Source organism: Sinomonas cellulolyticus, from assembly GCF_014656475.1.
Taxonomy (GTDB): Bacteria; Actinomycetota; Actinomycetes; order Actinomycetales; family Micrococcaceae; genus Sinomonas; species Sinomonas cellulolyticus.
Window position 1 is genome coordinate 15986 of sequence record NZ_BNCM01000003.1, and the last position, 25931, is coordinate 41916.

Below are 25931 nucleotides of genomic sequence, written 5' to 3' on the forward strand. Positions count from 1 at the left end.
TACGGAAGCTGAGCGACTGCGCTGAGCCCCATCAGTGGATTCCAGAAGCTCGAATCGTTCCTTCGTCGCGCTGCCCCACTCTTGTGACAATGTGCGGATACCGCAGTCTGAGAGATCTGGGGGGAACAGTCCGCGCAGCTAGGGCGGAGCATGACCGATGTGGCGGGCTCGGCACCTCAGGAAATCTACCGACACACTACGAACGAGAGTTCTGCGTTGGGTTACACCCTGCTTCCAAAGCAGGGTGTGGTGTTTACGGCTGACAACTAGCTGTTGCGGGTCATGAGGTTGCTGACGCTCGGGCGCGGGTCGGGGTGAAGGGGACGGGCCTTCCCCGGCAGGATGAGTAATCGCCAAAGAACTCGCCCGACCGAAGGAAGACCCGTCTATGACCCACGGTAATGCCCCGCTGTCCCTGGAAGGCCGCCGGCGCCTGGTGAAGCGCTGCCAGGACCGCCCCATCGCCCACGTCGCCGCCGAGATGGGCATCTCCCGGGCCTGCGCGTCCACGTGGGTCAACCGCTACCGCAGGCACGGCGAGCTGGGCCTGCAGGACAGGCCCTCGGTGCCCAGGCGCCAGCCCACCGCCACCCCGGCCGAAGTCGTGGTCCGGATCGAGGCCATGCGCCGGGAGAGGAAGTGGTCTGCGGCCCGCATCGCCCACGAGCTCGGCAACGAGGGCATCCGCATCAGCACCCGCACCGTGTCCCGGCACCTGGCCCATCTGGGACTGAACCGGCGCCGCTTCATCGACCCCAACGGCGAGTCCAACCGGGAACCGAAGCGGATCCACGCCCGCTGGCCCGGGCACATGGTCCACGTGGACGTGAAGAAGGTCGGCCGCATCCCCGACGGCGGCGGCCACCGCGTCCACGGCCGCGGCAGCGCCCAGGCCAAGGCCGCCGAGCGGGCCAAGGCCAAGGGAGCCCGGGCCGGGTACGTCTACCTCCACTCCGCCGTGGACGGCCACACCCGACTGGCCTACACCGAGGCCCTGCCGGACGAGAGGGCCGCCACCGCGATCGGGTTCGTCACCCGGGCCAAGGCCTTCTTCGCCGCGCACGGGATCACCTGGATCCACCGCATCGTCACCGACAACGGCTCCTGCTACCGCGCCCACGACTTCGCCCACGTCCTCCAAGGCGCCCGGCACCAGCGCATCACCCCGTACACCCCACGGCACAACGGAAAGGTCGAGCGCTACAACCGGATCCTGGCCGAGGAGTTCCTCTACGCCCGCGAATGGACCTCAGAACACCAGCGCGCACAGGCCCTCTCGGTCTGGAACGTCCACTACAACTACCATCGACCACACACTGCCGTGGGAAACCGGCCACCAGCCACCAAGGCCCGCACCCGCGTCACCAACGTCATGGCCTCATACAACTAGCCGGCAGACGCCAACGCTACCTGCTGGCAATCACATTCCAGTCAGCCTGCGTAATCCATTCAACGAGACCCTTCGAGTCAAGCGGGCGAGCCGCGGCAACCTGTCCGAAGAACGATGATGGCGTGCGACTCATCGGACGTCCAGCATTTGTAGGTACTGAGGCTGCTCGACTCAGGATGACTCCGTGACGCGCGCGCGACATCATGACCGAGAGCACCCGTGCCTCCTCGGTTTTCTCCTCGGCGGTTGTCGCCCTGAAATCAGGAAGCACTCCGTCTTCGAGCCCAACGACGATTACCCAATCGAATTGCTGCCCCTTGCCTACATGTCCAGTGAGTAGATGAATCCCGGGGGCGGAGACCAGCGTTGTAGCATCCCCGACCCGAACCCGCCCGCGAACTTCTTGCGGAGTCACTCCATCGCGGAGCAAGTCGTAACACCAGGTGAGAGCGTCACGAAGGCTCTCGCGTCCGCTGGGATCAATAATGGAATCAAACCCCGACGCATCGTATAGGAAAGTCATCTTGTCGGGTGCCGCGAGATACCGTTTCAGATCAAAACTCGTTAGCATCGACTTGATGGTTCGCGCTGTGTCCGTGTCAAGGATCCCGTCGTCCCACCGAAAGAAGTGGATGTCTTCCGCCTCAAGCGCACCCTCTACGAAGCGACGACGCCCGACCGTTCGCGCGATGATGCCAACTCGATGACCTGGCGCGCGAGCCACCAATGCCCGCGCAACCTTCATGATCCACTCGCCCTCTGCTTCTGCAGTCCGGTGATGCGCGATGGCTGCCAAGCCTCCATTGGGCCATGATTCCGGATCCGCGCTAGTGAGAGCATTCCCGCCGGTGAGCCCTCCCAGGGCATTGACCATGGCAAGTACGGCAGGCGAAGACCGGTGCGACTCCGAGAACTCAACGACCTCGGTGCACTCAGCGCGTATCGCCGCATATACCTCATTGGGTTTGGCTCCTGCGAACCCGTAGATGCCCTGCGCCAGGTCACCCGCGTACGTAGTCCTCTTGTAGCCAATACGATTGACGATCCGTAGCTGCTGCGGTGTAAGGTCCTGGAACTCGTCGACGATTACAGCCCCGAAGTGCGCCCGATAGAGATCGGCAACTACATCGTGGGCAAGGATCAGCTCGGCAAGTCTGGGAAGGTCGTCGTAGGTGAGGCGTCCCTGTTCAACGCGCAAACGTTCAAAGGCTAGTGCTTTCTCGCACCCCGGCTTCTGCAGGAGTGCGTCTACCTCAGCATCAGTGCGCGGCTCCTGCTTCGACAATCTCAGCATCTTCTGGAGCGCTGCCGTAGTATTGAAATCAAGACCTTTGTCTCGGGCTTGGGCGCCGACCCAATCGCCATCAGGCAAAATCAGGTCAGGATCAAGTCCGATAACATTAGCGTGCGCTCGGAATAGTCTAGCGGCCAGCCCGTGAAAATTTGTAATCGCGATACGTTCCCGCATCTCCGAGATCGGGAGGTATTCGTTGAGTCGATCACGAATGTTGTCCCGCGCCCTGTTCGAAAAGGTTGTTATGAGGATCTTCTGGGGGCTCGTGACATCTCCGCGGTGGAGCAGCCCCTGGATGCGGAGGGCAAGCGCCTCGGTCTTACCGCAGCCCGCGGGCGCGACCACCAGGAGATCGCGAGCCGCAGCGTCCCGGATCTTAAGCTGCGATGTCGTCGGACGGATCATCTAAGCCACGATCTCTTCGAGGAGGCTGTTGATGCTTGAAATCTTTGAGGCGTTCGCCGACGTAAGGATCGGTAAGACCGACAATGACGCGCGAATCTTATACTTGCCCCTGCGACAGAACGCAGCCACATCGGCTTCGGTGTACGTACCACCAATACCCGTCGGCGTACAATTCGAGAGTTCATTTGTCGAGAACTGACCGCTGTTCTTTAGCGCGTTATACACCTCGGCAGCGCCGAGTGCCTTGACGTACTCGTCCTCAAGGTCGACATCGGAGACCCACACCGAGCTGGTCGGAAAGTCGGAAACTGCGATACCCGTTGCGGACTCGGTAGTGCCCTGGGCGTCATAGTCGATGAGCCGCGAGATCCGGAGATCGAACCCACTAGGCCCGAAGAGCTTCGCAATGGCACTGATCTCCGCGGACCCGTTGGTCTCGATGACGGAGACGCCGAGCCGGTCGAGGTTGCGGTCAGTGAGTTCGGCCACTCGTTCGAGAACGACCCGGTCAGAAAGCCCCTCGACGGTAATAATACGACGTGCCGTAAGCGGCTCAAGTTTGTCTCGGACCCACCACTGCACGAACGTCCGCTCGTTTGGTGCGAGGAATCCCGCAGAAGGCTGGACGAGCTCGCCTCCCGGGCGAACAACCACGATTGAGTCGGCCTCGAACGCGCCCACGATGTCAGTGGAGTGAGTTGCCAGAACCTTCTGGTTGCTACTGGCCTTGAGCAGTCTCGCCATGCTTCGCTGGCTCGTGGGATGCAGATGTATCTCCGGCTCGTCGATACCGACGACGTTGGCCCCTGCACTCATCATGTCGTAAAGCGCGATCGCGTAGAGCGCGCGGGTACCGTCTGATTGCTGAGATAGCTCGTGCTCGACACCACCCTTGCTCACTCGAAGTCGGACGTCACTTAACACTTCATCGTCGGCCGAAGCACCGCTCACGAACGATAGATCGTTGGTGAGCACCTTGTTCGGGAGCGCCTTCGAGAGCTGACCGGCGAGATCAGTACGGAGCTGCCTGAGAATATTCGAGTTGCTGAGCTCCTGCTGGAACTGCTCAGCCACCTTGTCGAAATCGGCCTTTTCGGACCCTAGATCCACACTGCGAAGGAGATCGTCGAGAGCTGACCGGCGGTCCTCCCTCAGGTCGCGCGTCTGCGCGGTCGCGCTGAGAAATTTCCAACCGAGCCCCGCAACTTGGTCCCTTGAAAGTTGACGTCCTGTTCCCGCATGGGGCGCAGTTCGGGTGATTGCGATCGTCTCGCTGGGATCGACAGTCGCGCTCAGCCTGATAGTAAGCCACGCCTTTTCAAGCAACGGCTCATACCGAATCTCGTCAGGGAAGAGCGCCTTCTCGTCGGCAGAGAATTCCTCGAGGTCAACCTCAAAAAGTAGTGGTACGTCAGACGAACGGAAGTCATCAATCGTGATGTTTGCGTACAACTGAGCCGCGCTAGCCCCGAGCACAAGGTCAAGGGCCCGCAGTAACGACGACTTTCCAACGTCGTTTGCTCCGACAAGGACCAGGTGATCCCGAACCGAGATCTCCGTATCAACTAGCCGTCGATAGTTTTCAAACTTGATCCTGGTGATCTTCAAGACGCCTCCCCCTTGGCGAACAACTCCGCCTGCTCTAGTACTAACTCGATTGCCTTCGCTTCTGCGTCCGGTGGATAGTCATATCTCGCGAGCAGCCGCCGCACCTTCGATCGCATCGCTGCGCGGACCGAGTCCTTGAAGTTCCAGTCGATCGTGGCAGACTCGCGCACGGCCTTGACGAGCTTCTGTGCGATCTCCTTTAGTACATCATCACCGAGCTCGAGAACGGCCGCGTCGTTCTGGGCAATGGCGTCATAGAAGGCGACCTCGTCCTCGCGGAGACCGAGCTCATCGTGGCGCAGCTTATCGTCACGCATCTGCTTGGCGAGCTTCACCAACTCCGCAATGATCTCCGCCGTGGTCAGCGATCGATTGGTGTATCTATTGATCGCCTCGTCCAGCAGCTCTGAGAACTTCCGTGCTTGAACCAGGTTAGTTCTCTGTACTGTACGGATCTGGTCATTAAGGAGGCGTCGCAGCAAACCCATTTGCAGATTCGGCTTCTCCTTCTCCGCCAGGGCGTCGAGGAACTCATCCGAGAGAATGGACAGCTCCGGTGTCTCCACCCCCGCGAGCTTGTAGATATCAACAACTTGGTCGGCCGCGACCGCTTCGTTCAGGAGCTGGCCAAGTGCCGTGTCGATTTCCACCGCACCCGAACCACCTCGTCCCGAATCGGGATTCTGGATCTTCAGGATCGCTGCGCGCACGTCGATGAAGAGCCGGACATCGTTGCGGATTACAGTGGCCTCGTCACGCGCGCCGGCCAGCGCGAAGGCCTTAGCAAGCGCGAGCACCTGGTCGTTAAACCGGCTCGTACGGTCCGGGTCCGCCATGACAAAATCAAGCACCTTCGCATACTCCGCCAGCCGCTGCGGGGCGGTCAGGGCCGTCGAGGAGTCGTACTGAACGCCGTGGAGCAGGCCGCGCACGATGTCGTGCTTCTCGAGCATCACCGACACCATCTCCTCGATCGGCACGCCAGCCTGATCGCGGTCGGACGGCGAGTACTCCATGAGCGCTGCCTGGAGGTGCGCAAAGACGCCGATGTAGTCGACGATTAGGCCGCCCGGCTTATCGCGGAAGGTGCGATTCACGCGGGCGATAGCCTGCATGAGGCCCGCGCCCTGCATTGTCTTGTCTACATACATCGTGTGCATTGAGGGAGCATCGAAGCCGGTAAGCCACATGTCCCGCACGATCACAAGCTCTAGCTCATCGTCCGGGTTCTTGGCTCGGAGCTTGAGATCCTTGCGAACGTCCTTAGAGTAGATATGCGCCTGGAAGTCGGCAGGATCGGCAGCGGAGCCGGTCATGACGACCTTGATCTTGCCCTTCGCCGGGTCGTCTGAATGCCAATCTGGCCGGAGGGCAACGATCTTCTCGTAGAGCTTCACTGCGATCCTGCGGCTCATAACCACGATCATGCCTTTACCGAACAGAGACTCGCGGCGCTTCTCCCAGTGGTCGACAACGTCACGAGCGATCAAATCAAGGCGGGAATTTGCGCCGACGATTGCTTCGAGGCGTGACCATCGCGACTTGGCCGCGGTCGCGGCTTCTTCTTCCACAGTCTCGGTAATCTCGTCTGCAAGCTCATCCAGTGCTGCGAGGTCCTTGTCGGAGAGGTCGATCTTCGCGAGCCGGGATTCGTAGAAGATTTTCACTGTCGCGCCGTCCTCGACGGCCCGAGTCAGATCGTAGACATCGACATAGTCGCCGAACACGGAACGGGTGCTCTTGTCGTTTGACTCAATTGGCGTTCCCGTGAATCCGAGGTAGGTTGCACCGGGCAGGGCGTCACGCATGTGCTTGGCGAGGCCCGCCTTGAGGCGTCCGTGCCGGTCGAGCTTCTCCGAGAAGCCATACTGCGAGCGGTGCGCTTCGTCGGCTACGACGACCATGTTGCGGCGATCGGTCAGCATCGGATCGGCGTCGCCGTCCTCGCCGGGCACGAACTTCTGAAGGGTGGTGAAGATAATCCCGCCCGAAGCACGCTTCAACTTCACGCGCAGGTCGGTGCGGGTCTCCGCCTGCACCGGTGTCTCAGGAAGGATCCGAGCCGGGGCGAAGGTCTCGCCGAAGAGCTGGTCGTCGAGGTCGTTTCGGTCGGTAATGAACACCAGTGTGGGGTTTGCCATGCGAGGGTCCCGCATGATCTTCGCGGCGTAGAACACCATCTCGAAGCTTTTGCCCGAGCCTTGTGTGTGCCAAACCACGCCTCCGCGGCGATCGCCATCCGGGCGCGATGCTTGCACAGTCGACTCGACGGCCGCGTTCACCGCCCAGTACTGGTGGTACTTGGCAACGCGCTTCACCAGGACGCGAGTCGGCTGGCCGGTGGCCTTGTCAGTCGCGGTCTCGTCGCTAAACACCACGAAGTTCTGCAACAGATCCAGGAACCGCTTCGGCTCGAACACCCCCTTGATAAGCACCTCGAGGGCAGGGACATGGCTAACCACCTCACGCCCCCCGATCGTCTTCCACGGGGCATAATGCTCGAAACCGCCGGTGTACGAGCTCATCGCCGCCGAGGTCCCATCCGAGACGACAGTCACGGCATTTGGGACGAACACTGAAGGGATGTCCTGCCTGTAGGTCTGCACCTGATTCCACGCCGACTTCAATGTCGCATGCTCCGCCGCCGGGTTCTTCAGCTCCAGCAATGCCAGCGGCATGCCGTTGACCATCACAAGCACATCGGGACGTCGATTCTTACCGTTCTCGATGATCGTGAACTGGTTGATCGCCAGCCAGTCGTTGTTCCGTGGATGGTCGAAATCGAGCAGCCAGACCCGTGACGTGCGAAGCGTCCCGTTCGCTTCGCGGTGCTCGACCGGCACCCCTTCGGTGATGAGCTTGTGCAGCCGGTAGTTCTCGTCGATCGGACTCTGAGACTCGGCACGCTGCACCCGCTTGATCGCCTCATCCGCGAGGGCAGGACCCAGGCCGGGGTTGATCCGCCGGATGGCGTCGCGCAGGCGACCCCTGAGGAAGACGTCCTCATATGACTCACGCTCAGCACCAGACTCGCCGGGTGCGATGTCGGGGCCTTGAAGCGTTTGGAAGCCGATCTCGCGGAAGTACTCCAGCGCAGCCAACTCAACCGTATTTTCGTTGAATGCGCTCACAAGCCTTGCTCCTCAGCCAATGGCTCATCTTCAACCACGGCAGCAGTAAGTGGGAGATCCTCCGCCGCGTCAAACGAGGCCGACTGTTCTTCCACGGTCATGTCGTCACTAAGTTGGACCCAGACAGCACCGTGGGGCGATCTAATCATCTTGAAGTCGTTCGACATCCATCCGAACGTCACAAGCTCATCATCATCGTCGATGAACCCGATCTTCCGGCCTGCCTCCTGCAGCTCCGCCAATGAATAGCAGTGTCTCTGCCCAAGCAACGTGTTGCAGGTTGCGTGCCCCCATGCCACCGAAGTCGGGCGATGGTTTAGTGTCTCGTAGACCAGCGGTTCGAGATGGAAGAGATTTACCTTCGTCGACCGAGTTGCACCCTCAACTTGAAGAGCCGCGTTCAGCAGCCCATCAACCTGATTGAATTCGATTGGCCTATGAAGCTCCTCGTAATCAATCACCCGAAGACATAGAGGGCAGATGGACAGCCCGTTCCTAGTTACCCCTGCACGCTCGAGCCGATCCCCGAGCAACCCGCTATATTCAAGAATGCGCTTGAGATGGAAAGCCTGCGATGTCGTGTAGGGACTCGACCGCGCATGAACGATTAGCCACGCAAGCATTGCCTGACACTCGAAATTCGTCTGAGCAGGGGCATACTCGGGCGCGAAGATCCCTTGCGGCGGTCCTTCATGGCGCGCCGGCCGCGACGATCCGACATTTGAGAGGCGTAGAACGTAGTCGCCTGAGTCTTTAACGCGCTCGCCTCGACGGGGGACAGCGCGGCCGTCTCGCGACAACCAGCGCACCTCCCAGTCAGGTGGAGGCGGGAACTCCTCCAGCGATGCATGGCTGCGATAGAGAACGAATGCGTCTCGCCCCACTACTGGTGCGTTCGGTTCAGCGAAACGCGATCGCACGATGCCTGGCGCCTCAAAGTACTGGTCGGGGAACAGACGAACGACATAGCCGTCGACGTACTTCACCAGATCGACTTGCTCTAGGTGCTCGAAAGGAACAATCACCCTATTGTTGCGGTATACATGGTTCTGGTAGGCGCCTTTATCGCCACCTCGGGGCGTCGCATAGCCCGCCTTGTTGATCTTCCTGATGTCTGCCGGTCCAAAGAAATGCCACGCTTCGGATGGACGAGGGTCATGCCCGCCACCGTGCCCATTCATCCTAAGGCACCCGCCTACTGTGCAAAGTTGAGGATCGTTCATTCACTCCGCCTAACCGCGTAGTGCGACCCCCGCATCGAGAGCCTGCCCAAGACATCGTTGAGCTCGAGGTTGTGCTCGATCAGCCCGTCAATACGGCTCAGCGTCTCGGCGATGCGCCTTTGCTCCGCGAGAGGTGGTACGGCGAAAACGAGGTTCGCAATACTGCCGCCGCTAATTTCGCGGAAGGTACTGCCGTTAGCATGCGCGTCCAGCGTCGCAGTGGACTGTCGCAGGAGATAATACCAAAACACAGGGTCTTGCGTATCGTCGAAGACCAATGATCGAATCCCCTGGTTGGTCGCCAGCGGTTGAGCTGCGATAGCCACGAGCCCAATTGGTGCGCGGCTGGAAACAAGGACGGCATCTTTCGGCAGCAGCTTCGCACTGGACACCGCGAGACCACCTTCAGAGAGCGACCTTGCACCCTCCCGGATGTAGCGGCCCTGGTGCACAGTCAAATCCTTTGGTGTTATCCAGGGGATACCACCACCGAAGTTGGCATCGTCGCGCGAAGGAGGCGTCCCGCCGCCAACGACTCTAGCAACATCGCCAACGCGAACTTCCTCCCAGTCTTCGATCTCTAAAGGTTCCGAAAGCAAGTTAAGTGCTGCCTCCGCTTCGAGGCGAGCGGCATCAAATTTTCGCAGAAGCCCCTGCGCTTCCAATGCCAGACCAGCTCGTGCAGCGATCGACTCGGGCGCGTTCGGGTCGACACCCAAGTGGCTCGACCCGACGTATCGACTCGGGGTAAGGACGTAGCCATTCGCCGCAATCTCTTCAATTGTCGCAACGCGCGCGAAGCCTTCAACGTCAGCGTATGATTCTTCCGGATCTACCGAACGCCAAGCATGGTAGGTCCTAGCAATCCTAGATATATCCTCATCGCTCAGAGCACGGAGGCGACGGGTCTCCATGTGCCCCAGGGACCGCGCATCGATGAATAGCACTTCGCCGGACCGCGCTCGATACCCATTGCCGTGACGTCCCTTCGATACGAACCAGAGCGAAACCGGGATCGCGGTATTAAAGAAGAGACGATCAGGTAGCGAGACGATGCAGTCAACGAGATCTTCCTTAACGAGGCGCTCTCGTACGTCGGCCTCAGCAGTGGCACGCGACGACAGCGCACCATTGGCAAGGACGAAGCCCGCCGTACCCTTAGGACTCAGGTGGTAGATAAAGTGCTGGACCCAGGCAAAGTTTGCATTGCTCTGCGGCGGAATCCCAAACTTCCAACGTGGATCGTCTGCAAGTTTCGGATCCCACCAATCAGAAACATTAAACGGAGGATTCGCTATGACGAAGTCTGCCCGCAGATCGGGGTGCAGATCTTCGCCGAACGAGTCGGCGGAGTGGGTGCCGAGGTCGGCCTCGATGCCTCGCAGGGCGAGGTTCATCTTCGCGAGCTTCCAGGTCGTGTCCGTGTACTCCTGTCCGTAAACGGAGATGTCGGTGCGCTTGCCGCCGTGCGCTTTCACAAACTCGGCAGACTGGACAAACATCCCACCTGAGCCAGCCGCAGGATCATAAACCCGACCCTTGTACGGCTCGAGCATCTCTACAAGAAGCTTGACTACCCAACGTGGCGTATAGAAGGCGCCAGCGTCCTTGCCGGTCTCTTTGCCGGCGAACTGACCAAGGAAGTACTCGTAGACGCGCCCCAGCACGTCGTCGGCCCCGTGGTCGTCACTTGAAGTGAATCCAATCGATCCGATCAGGTCAACCAGCTCGCCGAGACGCCGTTTGTCAAGACCATCGCGACCGTAGTTACGGGGCAGAACACCGCGGATCGAAGGGTTCTCCTTCTCGATCAAGTCCATAGCCTGATCGATCTGCTGACCCACATTCGGCAACTTGGCAACGGATTGGACGTATCCCCAACGGGCAAGCTCAGGCACCCAGAAGACGTTGTGGCTGGTGTACTCATCTCGATCCTCGAGGAACGAGGCGAGGCGCTCCGCCTTGATACCATCGGAGGTCAGCTCGGCTTCGAGCATCTGGCGTCGCTCCTCGAACCGGTCTGAAATGTACTTGAGGAACACCAAGCCGAGCACGACGTGCTTGTACTCGCTCGGTTCTTGGTTACCGCGCAGCTTGTCTGCAGCTTCCCAGAGGGTCTGCTCCAGCGACTTCGTCGGTTTCGGCTTGGTAGCCGGTCGGGCCATGTTGGTGTCTCCTCCGCGCCTCGGCGCGCTTACGATTGTCACTCTGGGCTTGCCCTCTCAACCTAGCAGCGCACACCGACAAGTCTCGGCAGGCATGCTCGTCCCGGCCCACGGCCGGGAGCAGGGCTCGCACCGGCTTACGTAGCATCTGCCCTGATTTTAACCTGATTTGTCATTTTCGTAAATCATCTAATTCGCAGTCTAATAAATTACCATCCCGGCAGACGTTGTAATTGATGTACTTTCATTGCAGCAACTGTTGATTTTCCTCATCACTTAGCGCATAACCATGGGTAGGCCTCACCAGCGCGATACCTCACCGGGATTCTGCGGTCGACGTCGCAGCCCACTCAGGGCTCATCGATCGCACTTTCCCGAGGAGGCTCGCCATGAGCGAGGCAACAAACGGAGGCGCCATGAAGACGTTTCCGGTCCGTCTGTCGGAGGAACTGCGCGCCCAGCTGGACGTCATTGGCCAGCTCACGGGTCGCAGTGCCACTGAAGAGATTCGGCTCGCGATTGAGCACTGGATCGACAGGGTCAAGTCTGACCCCGAGGTGCTCAAGAAGGCCGATGCCGTCCGCGCCGACATCGAACGTGACGCCCAGACGCGCCGCAATGCGATCGACGCAATCTTCAGCGGCCCCCAGTCGACCAAGCCCCGCGGCGCGGCCACCAAGCCCGCACCTGGCAAGGCGGAACCCGCATAGCGGGAACGGAGTTGACGGGAGTCACCACGACTCTCGCCAACTCCCCATCACTTTCGCGGCTGCAACTCTCCAGCTCGACCGGGCTGGAGAACGCACCCGAGAAAGGAGGCGTGGCCATGGTCACGACCTTGCTTATCCCAGCCGACATCGATCGCCCGATCGAGATCGCCGACATGTCGTCGCTCACCGACTACCAGAAGGCGGTTGGCGGCTACATTGAAGCGATCGGCGCCCGTCCACCCGCCGTGACGTTCGTCGTCAATGAGGAAGGCAAGCTACGCGAGTTGCCGGTCAATACACGCGCCACCGTGCTCTGGTGGTACATCGATGAGCGGTTCGTCAGCACGGACTCCCTTCGTGGTGACGTCGTCCTCACAGGCCCGCCCGACCGCAATGGCAAGTCCCAGCGCGTGCCGCAAGACCTGGCTGTGAGCCTCGTTCGAGCCAACTACCGCGTTGAGCTCCAGGCAGCCGGCGAGGAGCGATGGCATCCGGTAGCGCTGGCGTTCCCCGACATGTTCGGCGCTATGGCGTTCGTCGTCGACATTCGACTGAAGCTACCCAGCTTCGCTACCCGCATCGTCCCTCGGGACTGACTCTGCCCCTCGACCGTCCTTTGCGGTCGAGGGGCATTACAAATTGGTCTTGATTTTCTCCGGTCGTAAGCGCATAACAAGAATACACGCGGCTCCTGCTTCGCGGTTGTCGATCTCCAGCTCACCCGAACTGGAGATAGCACCCGAGAAGGGACAACGATCATGCCAACTGCGCTCCTCTTACCATCCAAACCACAGAAGCCCGCACGTTGGGCGAAAATGGATTACCTCACGGACGTCGAGAATTATCTTTTCGTCGAAGACAAACCCTCCGACGCAATCCAGCTCCCACTCAACGGCATGGTTCTGGTGTATGCAAATCGCCCACTCGAGCGGCTCAACGAGCGGGCCGCAGCGGTGATGATGCTCGAAGCGGGCACAACAAGGCCTGCGCACCCTCGTGGTCGCGCCGTCTTGGTGGGATCAATCACCGAAAAAGGAACGCTGGTCAACATCGCAAATCCGACGAAGCGAGCGCTGCGGAGCACCCGTCTCGTCATCAGGATGAGACACACCACGAGGCCAAGCTGGCTGGAGTATCCGTTTCCGTTTACGGACTACTTCGCGGCGGTATCGTGCGCGGTTCTCCTGCAGCAAGCGTACGATCTGACGGAACTTCGCATCATCCCTCGGGACTAACCTCAAACCCCCGGCTTACCCTCGGGCAACCGGGGGTAAGCCATGACTTGGTGTCCACAGGTCACCCAATCTCTCATTATGTCATCGGTTGCTGCCCTGAGTCACTATGCGGTGAGCCGCATCTTTTGCTCGGAAACTACGACAACTGTCGATATGCGAGGTCGCGCAGGATGCCCGATCATTACCCCAACGGGACGACAACTCCCGCTAGAGGGTTACACCACCCTCACCGCCGATCACGACCATGGCGGAGGAACCCATGCTGACGAAGAAGGCACTCAATCCGAACCCACCCTATAGGGACCGCTTTGTAGGGCTCGTCCTCAAGTATCTGGGCGAGCAGAACCCCGATGGTGGATGGGGCAAGCATCCACACAGTCCGTCTACCATTCGCCACACCGCTCAAGCGATGTGGCTTCTTCGTATCGGCCTCCGTGACTTTCGCCTCCGGCGGGGTACGCGCCGTCAAGTCGACAGCGCACTCTCTTATGGTGTGCATTACCTCGATGAGCATCTCTGGCGTCAGTTCGCCCCCCTTAGCGAAGGCGGCCAGGGCGCACTCACTCGGACGCTCATCTGGGCTATCCTCGGCTTCGCCGCCCACCCCAAGCTCGCGGAATCGCAGGCGGCGATCGCGCGCTGCGTGAAGTCGCTTCGCGCTTCCGTCACTCGCGACGGCCTGCCCGTACGCGCCGCAGACACAGAGTCCGCCCTCTACGAGACGGCACTCGCGGTGCGGGTCCTAGCAGCGGCCGCGCTTGCACTTTCAGAAACGCACGATGTCTCGCGTAACACGATTCGGCCGGCAACGATCGACGATAGCGTCCGTCTGCTTGAGCACTGCATCAATGGCCTTTTTGTTTCGCGTCTGGGCGGTGAATCGGTTTGGAGCAAGTCCATCGACTCGTCGGCACCAAGCCCCGGAATGTCGGCCGTGTGCCTCATCTCCCTGGAGGAGGCCCGGCATACCCTCGACGCCATGGCCCCCGACCACCCATTGCTGTTGCGCTTGCCCGACGGCATCGCCAGCGGCGTCCGCTGGCTTCGCGCGCTTGCGCAGGAGCAAAGCCCGCTTCTTGAGGCGGACTTCGAGAACAGCATCGGCCCGAACAGTGTCCGAGGGCTCCTCCACACCATCGCCGTCGTGCCGAATGCACTCCTGATTCGTATCAGTGATGACGATAGCGTGCCCCCGGATCCGAACTCGGCCACCATCCACCCCTTGTGGGAACGTCTCGAATCCAGATGGATGGTCGGCGCATCTCGGAAGCAGGGGGCTTGGTGCCGCGTTGAAGGGGGCGAAAAGGAGTTCCACGCGTCATGGACCTTTCACACTGCCCTGACGTACGTGCGCGGCTTCAGGAACCTCCACGACCGAGCGGACATCCCGGATCTCGAACCAACCACGGTTCCGACCGCTCCTGAGGTAACCGCCTTCGAGCTCGCGAACGCGGCGCGCACCCTGAGTATTCGATTCTCGAACCACCGGAATCACACGGTCCACCGGCTTTCTGAGCAGGTCCTCCATGTGCTTGAAGCACTCGCCCGCGGTCCCCGCCACGGGCTCAAACGCCACGAACTCGCCGAGCGAACCGGCATTGCATGGGCCAACATTCCCCGGGCTATTTCACGCGTCAGGGAAGTCTTGGCGCGTTGGGGTGGCGCGACTGCCCGCGCACTGATCCGGCACACCGGTGAACGCGAATCGCTCACCTACATGCTCGCGCTGTCCGCGTCGTGCACGGTCATCGTTGACGGAATGACCATCGGATAGCTGCAGTTCAGAACATACGCAACCAAACCCCCTAGCGATGACCGGTCATCCCGTTGGCGATGACCGGTCATCGACTTTTGTACCCTCGCACACCCGCATGCTCGAGACATCCGCACTTCGCGGACCCCATCGAACATCGGAGCCAACCGTGATCAAGCTCTTGAGGCGTGGCGCACTCGCACTTTCCCTCCTCTCGCTTGCTGCCTGCACCAACGCAGTCCCGCAGGACCTCCAAGGAATCCAGCACGCCAGTCAGGCATGCGCAGATCCATCGCCGGATGCCCAGATTGCAATCGATCTCACCGCGAGCGTTCGCACACCATCACTCCCGACCCGCTACGAACAAGCCGTTCGAGACATCGCAACGCGAGTCGCCGCCTGTGACGGCCGACTGCGGGTATTCGCCTTCACAACGTCGGACGCGGCCACTGTGACGCTTCTCGATCGTTCGTTCCACGTCCCCTCGGGAACCGAGAATGGGCACCTCCGTCAGGTCGTTCGAACAGCCGATGACGCCGTCTCGGACGTTCGGGCGGGGTACGCAAAGGTTGGCACGACACTGAGCGACGATGCCACGGACGTCGTCGCTCAGTTCGGGCAGGCCGCGGACTGGGCTCATCAACAGGGCCAGACGAAGGTTGAACTCGTCGTGCTCACGGACGGCTTTCAGACCGTCGGCCCTCAGCCGATCACGCTGACCGCCGCTTCCGCGACCTCGGGTGCCTTTGGCCGCGTCCCTGACCTTTCAGGATGGAACGTAATGGTTGCCGGCCTCGGTCGGAGCAACGGCAATGATGCGGCGTCGGATGTCACGGCTCAGCTTCGAGCCTTCTATGGCGCGCTCTGTGACCAGATGCATGCCGCCAAATGCGCCGCTCTCACCGACTACGCGCCGAGGTGGAGCTGACATGTCGGCAACAAGCAAAGTCGTGCACAGCCCGGCAGCGGAACTGCAGCGTGAGGCAGGGGGAATTGGCATTCAGCGTGTCGATGAAGCCGCAGCGATTGCATCACCGCAGACGCTTTCAACAACCTGGCTCGAACAGGGCATCGGCCACTTGGCCGAAGAGCAGCCACTCATCTGGGACGCCGACGCCGAGCAAGCCTCGCGCACGGAACGGAGCCGGAGCGCATCGCTTTCGCTCGGACGTCAGGCTATTGGCGCTATGAGTGCCCAGCTCGAACGGGTGCACGAGACTGCTCTCGATGAGTACCTACGGGCGCTCCAGACATTGGGGCCATGGATCAAGCGCGAACCGAAGGCCAAATTCCGATATCTGGTCACCTGGGCGGCGCTTGCCCTCGGGGACACCTGCGGTGTTGCCGGCGCCGCGCTCCTCCTCGGCGAAGAACCTTGGATCGCGATCGGCCAAGCGATCGCCACCGGCCTCGCGGCGGTCACATCCGGCGCAATCGGCGGCGACGTCAAGGACATCCGTTTGAAGGTGGAGCGATCGCGGGACCCCGAATCGCTCACCAACGACGAGCGGCGCTACACAAGGGTCTTCTCCGGCGTGAAAGCAACCCTGCCGTTCATCAAGACCACGGCGATTGTATGCACGACCATCGTTCTGCTCGTGACCGTCGGCATTCTCGCGCTTCGCAGCACGGTCGAGGGCACCCTCGCCGGGCTCGTCTTCGGAGCCCTCGCGGCAGCCACCGCTCTCGCATCATTCGTCAACAGCTACTCCTATGCTGACGAGGCGGCCGACATCGTTGACAACGCCTGGCTGGAAGCGGAACGGCCAAGGAAACTCTGGCTGCGTTTGTCGGGTGACGCCGTCGTCCGAAACCATGACGGCGACGTCGCAACCAGCCGCTCGATCGACGCCGAGCACAAGCTCAGGGGCGAGGCGGCGCGAACCCACCTACACGCCGTGAAGTACCAAACGCTCAGCAACAACCCTGGCGTCGTCGGGCATGGACCGGCTTCCGGTTCGGCGCTGCCCCCGAATTCGACCCCACGCCGGATACGGGCCGAGCTCGATGAACAGATCGGCGCGCGATGAAGACCGCCGCCTGCCTGGCATCCGCGCTCAGAGGGGACTCCACGCCGATGCACGCGGAAGCTGGGGTGGAAACCCGACTCGGCTTTCCAGGGCTGTGCCCCGAGCATTCGGTCCTGACTGCCTTCCTGATCGACGATTCGGGCAGTGTCATCGGGCCGGCCGGCAACGATCCTCTCAGTAACCGTTACGCGGAAATCCGCCGGGCAATTACAGCTATCCGACGGTGGTGCCTCTGCGGGAACGAGCACGTCTCGATCATCCATTTCGACACGCCGACCTCAGGGTGCCTTGCCCCACGTACTCTCCGCCGAACGTCGACATCCGTGCTGGCCAGAAGCCTGCGCACACCGCCCGATGCCGCAGGGCAGAGCGTCGCGCTCGGTGCACTATCGGCGCTGGCCACCCACCACACAGCAGTCCCGGACAGCGAGCTGGTCACGGTCATCCTGACTGACTGGGAGCTGTTCGACGATCCCAAGGAGCTCGAAGGCGCATTAGCTGGCCTTCCGGGCCAGATCGTCAGCGTTGGGCTCGGCATCGTCAAGCGACCGGCCGTTCTCCCTCCCGGGGCCCAGTTCATCCCCGTCACTCCGCAGTCGACTCCAGGCACTGTCGCGCAGGCGGTGTTCGATGCGCTCAAAGTTCACCGCATGCCGCTCATCTCAAATCCGTGGGAATAAATTTCACAACAGCCAGCTAGCCGTCCATGATTCAGCATTGTGAAGATGGCCCGGCGCTCGTGTCCCCCGACGCGTCGCACGACGGGCGCGTCGTACAAATACCGCCGATCTGCCATTAATCAACTGCAGGACAGCCTGAATCATCGTGCAGTCCAGAAAGGAGATACCCATGACCACACCATCTCGCCAATATGTCGGACCGAAGTTCGCCACCATTCTTGCCGATCCGCCTTGGGACGTTCAGCAGAAGGGCGCGCGCGGCGCAATCCAGAATTACAGCTTGTTGCCGCTCCAGCGGATCAAGGACATGCCAGTTGCTGATATCGCCGCCGACGATGCCCATCTGTGGCTGTGGGTCACCAACGCCATGCTGCGGGACGGCTATGACGTCGCTGAAGCATGGGGCTTCACCCCCCGCTCACTCCTGACCTGGGTCAAGCCTCGGTTCACCCTCGGGGTCTACCTCCGGAACGCAACAGAACACGTCATCTTCGCCACGCGCGGCAAGGCGCCTGTCCTCTACCGCAGCCAGGCCACCTGGGTCTTCGCGCCGCTTCAGGATCACTCACACAAGCCAGAGGAGCAGTTCGCCATCATCGAGCGCGTCTCCCCCGGGCCGTACCTTGAGCTTTTCGCGCGACGTCGACCACCGACCAGGGCACCGTGGAGCGTCTGGGGTAACGAGGTCGAGTCCGACATCGTCATTCCCGGCTATCGCGTGCCATCAGACCGACGTCATATGGAGGCGAGCTGACATGGGTGACACGCCACCGCGAAAGAACCCGATCGAGTGGCTGTGGAACGCGAGCCTCCTCATTATCGGGTCGGTGATCCTACTGACGCTGGCCTGGCAATGGGTCCAACCAATTCTGCCAATTATCGTGGGCGTCGCCATCATCGGGATCATCATCTGGCTTGTCGTTTCCATCCGACGCGTCCGTCGTGATCACTGGTAATCAGGTGAAACTTGTTGTATTTTCAACAATTCATCTTGACGTGATGAGCAAAATCATCAATAACTATCCTTGCGATTTGATGATTTCATGCATCAGTCGGAATTTGTAGAAAGGAGGCCAATATGGGCACCCGAAATCGGACACCGCGCCGCAGTGCAGGAAGACCAGAACTGCACGTTGTGGCCACCGCTGTGCTGCGCGAGCAGCCAGACATCCCGCGCCTCATACGCCTCCTCCTCGAGTTCGCCCGACAGCACGAGCTTGACCGGAAGTCCCCTAAGCAGCGGGAGGCGACAGATGAGCAAAGCTAGCCTCGAGTTCCACTCCCTCTACTTGGCCCGTCCGTTTGACTTCAGCGCCGTCCTGGACACGATTCGGGTCATCGCAACGAGCAGTGAGGTCAAGCCGATCGCGTTCGAGTTCTATGTCGACCGGAACGGTACCCGGTATCACCTCGGGTGCCGTCCCAGCGATCTTCCTCGCCTCCGGCGGGCACTTGAGGATCACCTACCCGGCAGCGTCGTTCATGCGCTGTCCGCGCCTCGGCTCTCGCCCGATCGGGCTCGCCGTGTCGACATCCGCCCGGCTTCATTGATGCTCTCAACTGATCGCACGGAAGCCTTCACCCTCGCCCTCCTGTCCAGCGCGAACCGCCGTTTCGGAGACGGCGAGTCGGTCGTGCTACAGGTCGTGCTTGGGGCCAGGCGCCCTGCCCGCATCCTCCCGGCACAGCTCGCGAGCACGCAGTCGTCAATCCTGGACGCCCTTGTCGGCACACCGAGCAAGGTCACCGCATCAGAACGACGCAGCCGTGAGGCAAAGGCGGGTGAGCCCGGCTTCGTCGCGTCGATCAGAATTGGAGTCTCCTCACCGGTCGCGCCTCGCCGTCAACAGCTCGGTAATGACGTGCTGTCGGCCCTGCGCCAGCTCGAGCAACCTGGACACCGCATCTCGCTTGGGCCGGCCTCGGCACGTGACGTCTTCGCGGGGCGGATGCCGCGTACGGCCCTCGTGCCTCTCAGTAGCAGCGAGGTGGCCGCACTCCTCGCTTGGCCTGCCGGAGAGCCCGACTTCCCGGCTGTGGCTCCGCTCCATCCGCGCCTCTGCCGAGCCAGTCCCGCCCTCGGGGCAGAGCGGGCCTTCGCAGTGTCGGCTGTCCCAGGCGACACTCGTCGGATCGGAATTCGGGCCCAGGACGCATTGCTCCACTCGATCTTCTATGGCCCGACCGGAAGCGGCAAAAGCACCGCCCTCGAGGCACTCATCGCCTCGGATCTCAAGGCTGGTCGGCCGGTCGTTGTACTCGACCCCAAAGCCCAACTCGCCCTCGGCAGGATCACCCGTCTGATCCCTAAAGCCCGGCTCGATGATGTCGTCATCCTCGACGCCGCCGACGCACGTCCGGTTGGCTTCAACCCGCTTGCGCCCAGCCCAGGCCGGGATCCCGACGTCATTGTCGACGGTATCCTGGCGGTCTTCAAGGCGATCTTCGCCGAAGGCTGGGGCCCACGCACCGAGGACATCTACTCTGCAACCTTGCGCACCCTGGCCCGAACCAGCACCGCCGACGATCCTGCAACGCTCATCGACATCACGCGGCTGCTGACCGATCCGACCTACCGACGAGTTCGCACGGCAAAGGTCGTCAACGATCCCGGCCTCGCTGGCTTTTGGGCGTGGTACGAAGAACTCTCCCCGGGAGGGCAGTCGGCGGCCATCGCTCCGCCGATGAACAAGCTGCGGCAGTTGCTCCTGCGACCCGCACTCGTGCGGATGCTGGGGCAACCGCATCCTGCCTTCCATCTCCGGGACGTCTTCCGTCAGAACAAGATCGTGCTCGTGCCCCTCAATGAAGGCCTGATCGGCGAAGGCACCGCATCACTGCTCGGAAGCCTCGTGGTAGCCGAGCTCTGGCAGGCCACCCAAGAACGCGCCCGCGAGCGCCAGCCAATGGATCGCCCCGGCATGGTGTTCGTCGATGAAGCCCACCGCTTCCTCCATCTGCCCGTATCCCTTGCCGATGCGCTCAATCAGAGCAGGTCGCTCGGTGTCGGCTGGCATCTCGCTACGCAGTATCCAAGCCAGTTCCCGACCGAGATCCGCGATGCCGTGGCGACGAACGCCCGCAACAAGATCGTCTACAAGCAGGAGCGAAAAGACGCGAAGTACTTTGCCGACCTTGCGGGGTCGCTGACCGTCGAGGACTTCACGGCTCTCGAGCGCCACCAGGTGTACGCAAACCTCGCGTCGAACGGCGCGCCGACGGGCTGGGCCTCTCTCGCCACCCTCGGCCCTCAGACGGAGATCTCGACCAGCCAAGCGGTCATCAGCCGGAGCCGCGAGCTGTACGCCGCCACTCAGCGAGAACGCGCTCCGCAGGACGAGGAGCGCATCGAGGCTGCCGTGCCGCCTGCGGCACCAATCGGACGCAAACGGAGGGTCCAACCATGAGTGCCGCAACTCCCCGACGGCGTCGTCTCACCCATCCTGTCGCCCATCGTGCCGAAGTGCCCACAGCACCCAAAGGTGGCCGCGTTCCCGGGCAGCCTGACCCCATGGCGGAAGAGACTGATGCCCCTTTGGGCCATCTTCTCCCTATCATGCCCGTGCAGGGGGTCCAGCCATGAATGCCCGTGAGCTGCGCCAGCTCCAAAGTCGTCTAGCGGAACGAGATCGGGCCATCCTCGCGGCCCTCTACGAATACCGCATCCTCTCGACCGATCAGATTCGACGCCTCTTCTTCGCGACCGGCCACACCACAGCGACAGCAGCACTGAGGGCTACCACCCGGGTTATGTCTCGGCTCGAAAGCCTCCGGCTGATTATCAAGGTGAAGGGCCGCGTGGGCGGCGTGCAACGTGGATCGGCCGGCCTTATCTACTACCTCGCGAGCGGCGGGGAGACCCTCGTCCGTACCGAGCGGGGCCTCACCAAACGTCGTCGCTTCGTGGAACCGACGCTGACCTTTGCCGCCCACACCCTGGCCGTCGCGGAGTTGGCCGTCCAGCTGCACGAAGCACAGGAAGAACAGCACACTGAGGTCATCGCGCTCGAAACCGAGCCGACCTGCTGGCGCACGTTCGCAGGCCCCCACGGCGCGACCGTGCACCTCCGACCAGACCTCTTCCTCAGGACAGTCTCCGGCGACTTCGAGGACAGTTGGTTCGTCGAGGCCGACCGCGCAACTGAAAGCCTCAAAGCCATTCTCCGCAAGGCCAGCATCTACCAGCGATATGCGGCCTCGGGAACGCATCAGGCCGAGCACGGAGTCTTCCCGGCGATCGTCTGGGTGACATCAAGCATCGAACGCCGCGACGCCATCGCGCGCGTCGTGGCAGCGGACTCCAGGCTCTCGCCCGAGCTGTTCCGCACGACCACTAGCGAGGACTTCATGGCCCTCATCCTGGCGGGCGGTGCACCACCGTAAGGGTGCTTAGCCCGCTGCGCTCATCAGAAAACGAAAGGAGGTCTCATGATTCAGTACATCGAAACAACTATCAGCGCGTCCCCGCGCAATGCCCTGCGGATCCGGCGGCTCGACACGCGCGTCCGACTCGCCAAACTCACCGGAAAGCAAGTGTCCACATCGGTCGCCCGGGTCCTTGCCGCCGCGCTTCACTCAGGAATCGACTCACAGCTCTGCCGCTTCGCCGCAACCGGCAAGCTGCGGCCCACACTCGCAGTCACTGAACTCCAGCACGGCTATGTACCCGTCGAGCTGCGCGACTGGCGCGATCTCTTGGACCAGTACCTACAAGCACGGATCGCCCGCGAGGAGCTGGCCTCCGCAGAAAGGAGGGGTGTCAGATGAACCACGAACTAGGCAATGAAAACGTACCGGGAGACATCCAACCCGAAACGGACGCTGACCAACGACCGGGGTTGTCTGACATCCAGCACGACGAAGACGGCTTCTCAGCCACCTTCGTCCGCGATCCGCGCCAAGGTCTGTACCTCAAGGTCCAAGCCGAGACACCTGCGGAAGAAATCCAGACGGCGTTGGCCCGCGCAAGCGACCTGTTCCAGAAGCATGGCAGGCCCTTCGCCGCGTTCATGAAACTGCCGGACATCCTGGCAACCGACCCAAACCTTGAAGAGGTGTTCCTCGAGTCCTACGCCGGTGAATTCGACAGCTGGGACGAGATCGTCGACCGGTGGCTCGTGGTGCACGACTGGGAGGCAGCCCTTCGCGGCTTCGCCGCACAATACGGGATGGAAGAGTTCGTAAGGATCGACCGCGACCTGCTCAAATCCCGGATCAGGGAAGTCTGGGACATCGTGCCCGACGGAGCGCTCCTCTATGCTTTCAACAAATAACCTCCCCGCTTCCATGTCCCTGTTTGGTAGCGAAACCCCCGTTGCGAATAAAAATAGGTTGCGGAATTGTCAACAATTGATGCTTTTCACGCTCGAACACGGTAAAATGTGGACACGAACGGAGAAGCAAAATGGACGATCTACATCAAATAGAACTAGCCGAATACCTCGCCCGACGGCGAAAGTACCTGAAACTGAGTGTCCGAGGATTGGCTCGCAAGGCCGGGATGGATATGGCGACGTTCAGCCGCCTCGAGAACTGCCAGCTGCGCAACCCGAGGGTCGAGACATTGCGCTCCCTCGCAACAGCGCTGGAGGTGCCGTTCTTCGACCTGCTGACAGTGGCAGGTTTCCAGACGCCATTCGACCTCGACGCCGCCACCCGACCGATCTGGGCGAAGCTCTCGGCCCTCCCGGTCGAAGCCAGCGCGGACGCCGATGCATACCTACAAAGGCTCATCGACCAGCATCGGATCGATCTCGACGGGCCGACTATCGATCCGCAGGACTTGGACCTGCGCTAAGAGCCGCAGCGGAGGAGAAGGGAGCGATGGAATGCCACTAGCCAACACAGGAACCACAGCCGCCCCACTCGCTTCTTCCCACACACTCGAGGCGCTCCGCGCCATCCAACCTAAACGGCGCGGCCACCATGCACTTCTCATGGCCGCGCGACAGCAAGCGGCTCTCCTTCGAAAGTGGCAGCCGCAGGACGCCGAGCGCTTCGACCTGGCCGCGCTCTCAGCCATATCGAGTCTCAACTTCCGCCACGAGACCGACATGCCGGTTCCCGCCACTGGCTACCGGACGATCGAGCACTCGGTGCAAGGCGAGAGCTGGCACATCGCGATCAACACCGACATCGAGGAGCCAGTTCAACGCTTCATGACCCTGCACATCCTCAAGCACATCATCGACGACCCTGTTGCCGATTCCCTCTACGAGGGAACGCGGGCAACCACCGCGGCTGTTCGTGATGCAATGGCAGACCGCTTTGCCGACGAGGTCCTCGCGCCTGAGGAGCTCATAGAGTCTGCCGAATGCATGGCACTTTCGCCCGGTGAGCTTGCGGCCCGATTCAAGGCACCACTCGACACGATCCAGCGCCAACTGGCTGCTGCTCGCCTGGACACGAGCGAACCGGTGACGGACCCGACGCCTGGCGGTCTCCTCACGGTCACTGAGGTGTGCTCGCGCCTCCGGATCAGCCGGTGGACGGTCTACGAGCTGATCAAGAGCAAGGCGCTTCGGCCCATTCACATCCGGACCCGGACCCTGTTCGCCGCGGAAGAGCTCGAGCGCTACCTCTCGACCCTGCAAGACGCTGGAGGCCACCATGGCTAAGCGCGCGGCCAATGGTGACGGTTCGATCTACCAGCGTAAGGACGGGCGCTGGGAAGCATCGAGCTTCCAGAAGACGACATCCGGCAAGGTAAAGCGCTACCGCGTTGTCCACCGCGAACGTGATACCGCCAGGCGTCTGCTCACCGAAAGGATCGCCGACGACCTGAAAGGCCGGCCGCTTGCCGAGAAGCGCTGGCAGACCGGCGCGTTCCTCGACCACTGGCTCGTGGAGCGTGTCAGCCGTCGCAACCGGCCCCGTACGGTCGAGCTCTATGAGGGCATCATCCGGCTCCACCTCAAACCCTTCCTCGCTACCACTGCCCTGACCGACCTCAGGCGAGCCCAGGTCCAAGCAATGTTCGACGATATGCACGACACTGGCCGCTCAGCACGCGTCATCCAGCAGAGCCGCCAGGTACTCCGCGCAGCCCTCAACGACGCCATCCGGCAGGGTCTGATCCACGACAACCCCGCCACAGCCGTCGACCTCCCCCGATGGGAACGAAAGACCATCACGCCATGGGACGCCGACCAGACCAAGGCATTTCTAGAGACAGCTGAGCGGTCGCCGTGGTACGGCGCCTACCTGCTCATGGCCATGTATGGCCTGAGGCGCGGCGAGGCGCTTGGCCTTCAATGGGGCGACTTCGACTTCGCCGAGAACTCCATCCATGTCGAACGCCAACTGCAGCGCGTCAACGGTGTGCTCGAGCTTGGACCGCTCAAGACGAGCGCCGGGCGGCGCCAGCTGCCGCTCACCGGGCCTGCACAGGCCTACTTCGCCAATAGGGCGCTCACGGCCGGAATCGTGCCCGACGCGGCCCACAAGCGGCCTCAGACGCCCCGCGACGCCCGGCTCGTGTTCACCGCCGAGACGGGCGGCCCGGTCGATCCCAAGACTTTCTATATCAAGTTCAAAAGACTCGCCGCTATGGCGGCGCTGCCCGATAACACGCTTCACCACCTGCGGCACGGCGCAGCGACGTTCATGAAGAACCAGGGCTTGCCCGCGCGTGACGTCCAACTGATCCTGGGCCACGCCCACATCACGACAACACAGCAGATCTACCAGCACGCCGACGAGGCCGGCCAAACGACCGCGCTCGACAGCATCGGGCAGTCGCTGGTGGAGGCTGACGGTAGCCGTTGCCGTCAAAACTATCCGTCAAACGATAGCCAAGACATCGAATCTGAAGACTTGCAAACCACGCAAAACCGCCGATCAACGGGGGTCGAATCGGCGGATTTGCGTGGAGGGCCAGGAGGGGCTCGAACCCTCGACACCCTGCTTAAGAGGCTGATGATTTCACGCATCACCGGCGCCGCGACCCCCGTTTATTTGGCAGCACGACGCAGCCTGATTAGCTACGAGTTAGCAGCGGTTGCCGTCAAAACTATCCGTCAAGATCGCCTGCAGTGGCGGATCTACTGCGCGCGCTGGTGCGTCCCCGAGGTCGGCCACGTCAACTGGTGCCGGTTCTGGTGGCCAGACGACACGACGCGGCTCAGACGTCAATTCAACGCAGCCTTCCGTCCAGAGCCTGCTGGCTGGCGCCCACCGCGTGAGTATACCCATCGCACACGCAATGTCAGATCAAGCTCGCGAATTCACATCGGCACACAGCGGTCGCTCCGACCGTCACACCAAAGCCGACAACACGACAAGGAGATAGGAGGCATCGATGGATAG

The 25931-nt window shown here is 61.6% G+C and carries 21 protein-coding genes and 1 pseudogene; 16 read left to right on the forward strand and 6 right to left on the reverse strand.

The window, feature by feature from the left end:
• The first annotated feature begins 388 nt into the window (after nt 1-388).
• Nucleotides 389-1390, forward strand: a complete 1002-nt coding sequence (locus IE231_RS04125; RefSeq protein WP_189692693.1) for an IS481 family transposase — start codon at nt 389-391, stop codon at nt 1388-1390.
• 16 nt (nt 1391-1406) lie between these two features.
• Here the strand turns inward: IE231_RS04125 and IE231_RS04130 are convergent, their stop codons facing one another.
• The 6 genes and pseudogenes from IE231_RS04130 to IE231_RS04150 form a co-directional block, all read right to left on the reverse strand.
• A complete protein-coding gene (locus tag IE231_RS04130) occupies nt 1407-3089 on the reverse strand; it encodes a UvrD-helicase domain-containing protein (RefSeq protein ID WP_189692694.1) in 1683 nt (560 codons plus the stop codon).
• The gene (locus IE231_RS04135; RefSeq protein WP_189692695.1) at nt 3090-4697 is read right to left on the reverse strand and encodes an ATP-dependent nuclease; all 1608 of its coding nucleotides are present in this window, start codon (nt 4695-4697) and stop codon (nt 3090-3092) included.
• Nucleotides 4694-7828, reverse strand: a complete 3135-nt coding sequence (locus tag IE231_RS04140) for a type I restriction endonuclease subunit R (RefSeq protein ID WP_189692696.1) — start codon at nt 7826-7828, stop codon at nt 4694-4696. Before IE231_RS04140 ends, IE231_RS04135 begins: the two co-directional genes overlap by 4 nt.
• Nucleotides 7825-9009, reverse strand: a complete 1185-nt coding sequence (locus IE231_RS04145) for a hypothetical protein (protein ID WP_201896937.1) — start codon at nt 9007-9009, stop codon at nt 7825-7827. Before IE231_RS04145 ends, IE231_RS04140 begins: the two co-directional genes overlap by 4 nt.
• A 38-nt stretch (nt 9010-9047) precedes the next feature.
• Complete coding sequence (locus IE231_RS18530; RefSeq protein ID WP_374189413.1) at nt 9048-9770, reverse strand: restriction endonuclease subunit S; 723 nt, start codon at nt 9768-9770, stop codon at nt 9048-9050.
• Nucleotides 9759-11216: pseudogene (locus tag IE231_RS04150) on the reverse strand (class I SAM-dependent DNA methyltransferase); the annotation flags it as partial. The pseudogene IE231_RS04150 and the gene IE231_RS18530, both read right to left, overlap by 12 nt.
• 389 nt (nt 11217-11605) lie before the next feature.
• Here IE231_RS04150 and IE231_RS04155 point away from each other — a divergent pair.
• The 15 genes from IE231_RS04155 (at nt 11606) to IE231_RS04225 (ending at nt 25931) form a co-directional block, all read left to right on the forward strand.
• A complete protein-coding gene (locus tag IE231_RS04155; protein ID WP_189692698.1) occupies nt 11606-11926 on the forward strand; it encodes a YlcI/YnfO family protein in 321 nt (106 codons plus the stop codon).
• A 116-nt stretch (nt 11927-12042) separates the two neighbouring features.
• On the forward strand, nt 12043-12522 hold the full coding sequence (locus IE231_RS04160) for a DUF3846 domain-containing protein (RefSeq protein ID WP_189692699.1): 480 nt from the start codon (nt 12043-12045) through the stop codon (nt 12520-12522).
• 162 nt (nt 12523-12684) lie between these two features.
• The gene (locus IE231_RS04165) at nt 12685-13161 is read left to right on the forward strand and encodes a hypothetical protein (RefSeq protein WP_189692700.1); all 477 of its coding nucleotides are present in this window, start codon (nt 12685-12687) and stop codon (nt 13159-13161) included.
• 259 nt (nt 13162-13420) lie between these two features.
• Nucleotides 13421-14935, forward strand: coding sequence for a prenyltransferase/squalene oxidase repeat-containing protein (locus tag IE231_RS04170; protein WP_189692701.1), 1515 nt, complete (start codon nt 13421-13423; stop codon nt 14933-14935).
• A 148-nt stretch (nt 14936-15083) separates the two neighbouring features.
• Nucleotides 15084-15842 carry a hypothetical protein gene (locus IE231_RS04175; protein ID WP_189692702.1) on the forward strand — a complete coding sequence of 253 codons (759 nt, stop codon included), beginning with the start codon at nt 15084-15086 and terminating at the stop codon, nt 15840-15842.
• A 1-nt stretch (nt 15843) separates the two neighbouring features.
• Nucleotides 15844-16944 (forward strand): hypothetical protein, encoded by a 1101-nt coding sequence (locus tag IE231_RS04180; protein WP_189692703.1) that lies wholly within the window; start codon nt 15844-15846, stop codon nt 16942-16944.
• Nucleotides 16941-17624 (forward strand): hypothetical protein, encoded by a 684-nt coding sequence (locus tag IE231_RS04185; RefSeq protein WP_189692704.1) that lies wholly within the window; start codon nt 16941-16943, stop codon nt 17622-17624. Before IE231_RS04180 ends, IE231_RS04185 begins: the two co-directional genes overlap by 4 nt.
• A 169-nt stretch (nt 17625-17793) precedes the next feature.
• Complete coding sequence (locus tag IE231_RS04190) at nt 17794-18378, forward strand: MT-A70 family methyltransferase (RefSeq protein ID WP_189692705.1); 585 nt, start codon at nt 17794-17796, stop codon at nt 18376-18378.
• A 499-nt stretch (nt 18379-18877) separates the two neighbouring features.
• Nucleotides 18878-21031 carry a type IV secretory system conjugative DNA transfer family protein gene (locus tag IE231_RS04195; protein ID WP_189692706.1) on the forward strand — a complete coding sequence of 718 codons (2154 nt, stop codon included), beginning with the start codon at nt 18878-18880 and terminating at the stop codon, nt 21029-21031.
• 172 nt (nt 21032-21203) lie between these two features.
• A complete protein-coding gene (locus tag IE231_RS04200; RefSeq protein ID WP_189692707.1) occupies nt 21204-22007 on the forward strand; it encodes a replication-relaxation family protein in 804 nt (267 codons plus the stop codon).
• A 45-nt stretch (nt 22008-22052) separates the two neighbouring features.
• On the forward strand, nt 22053-22391 hold the full coding sequence (locus IE231_RS04205; protein WP_189692708.1) for a hypothetical protein: 339 nt from the start codon (nt 22053-22055) through the stop codon (nt 22389-22391).
• Nucleotides 22388-22897 carry a hypothetical protein gene (locus IE231_RS04210; protein WP_189692709.1) on the forward strand — a complete coding sequence of 170 codons (510 nt, stop codon included), beginning with the start codon at nt 22388-22390 and terminating at the stop codon, nt 22895-22897. Before IE231_RS04205 ends, IE231_RS04210 begins: the two co-directional genes overlap by 4 nt.
• A gap of 131 nt (nt 22898-23028) precedes the next feature.
• Nucleotides 23029-23421 (forward strand): helix-turn-helix domain-containing protein, encoded by a 393-nt coding sequence (locus IE231_RS04215; RefSeq protein ID WP_189692710.1) that lies wholly within the window; start codon nt 23029-23031, stop codon nt 23419-23421.
• Nucleotides 23422-23560: 139 nt separating this feature from the next.
• Nucleotides 23561-24241, forward strand: coding sequence for a helix-turn-helix domain-containing protein (locus IE231_RS04220; protein WP_189692711.1), 681 nt, complete (start codon nt 23561-23563; stop codon nt 24239-24241).
• Nucleotides 24234-25931, forward strand: coding sequence for a site-specific integrase (locus IE231_RS04225; RefSeq protein WP_189692712.1), 1698 nt, complete (start codon nt 24234-24236; stop codon nt 25929-25931). The genes IE231_RS04220 and IE231_RS04225 overlap by 8 nt, the downstream gene beginning before the upstream one ends.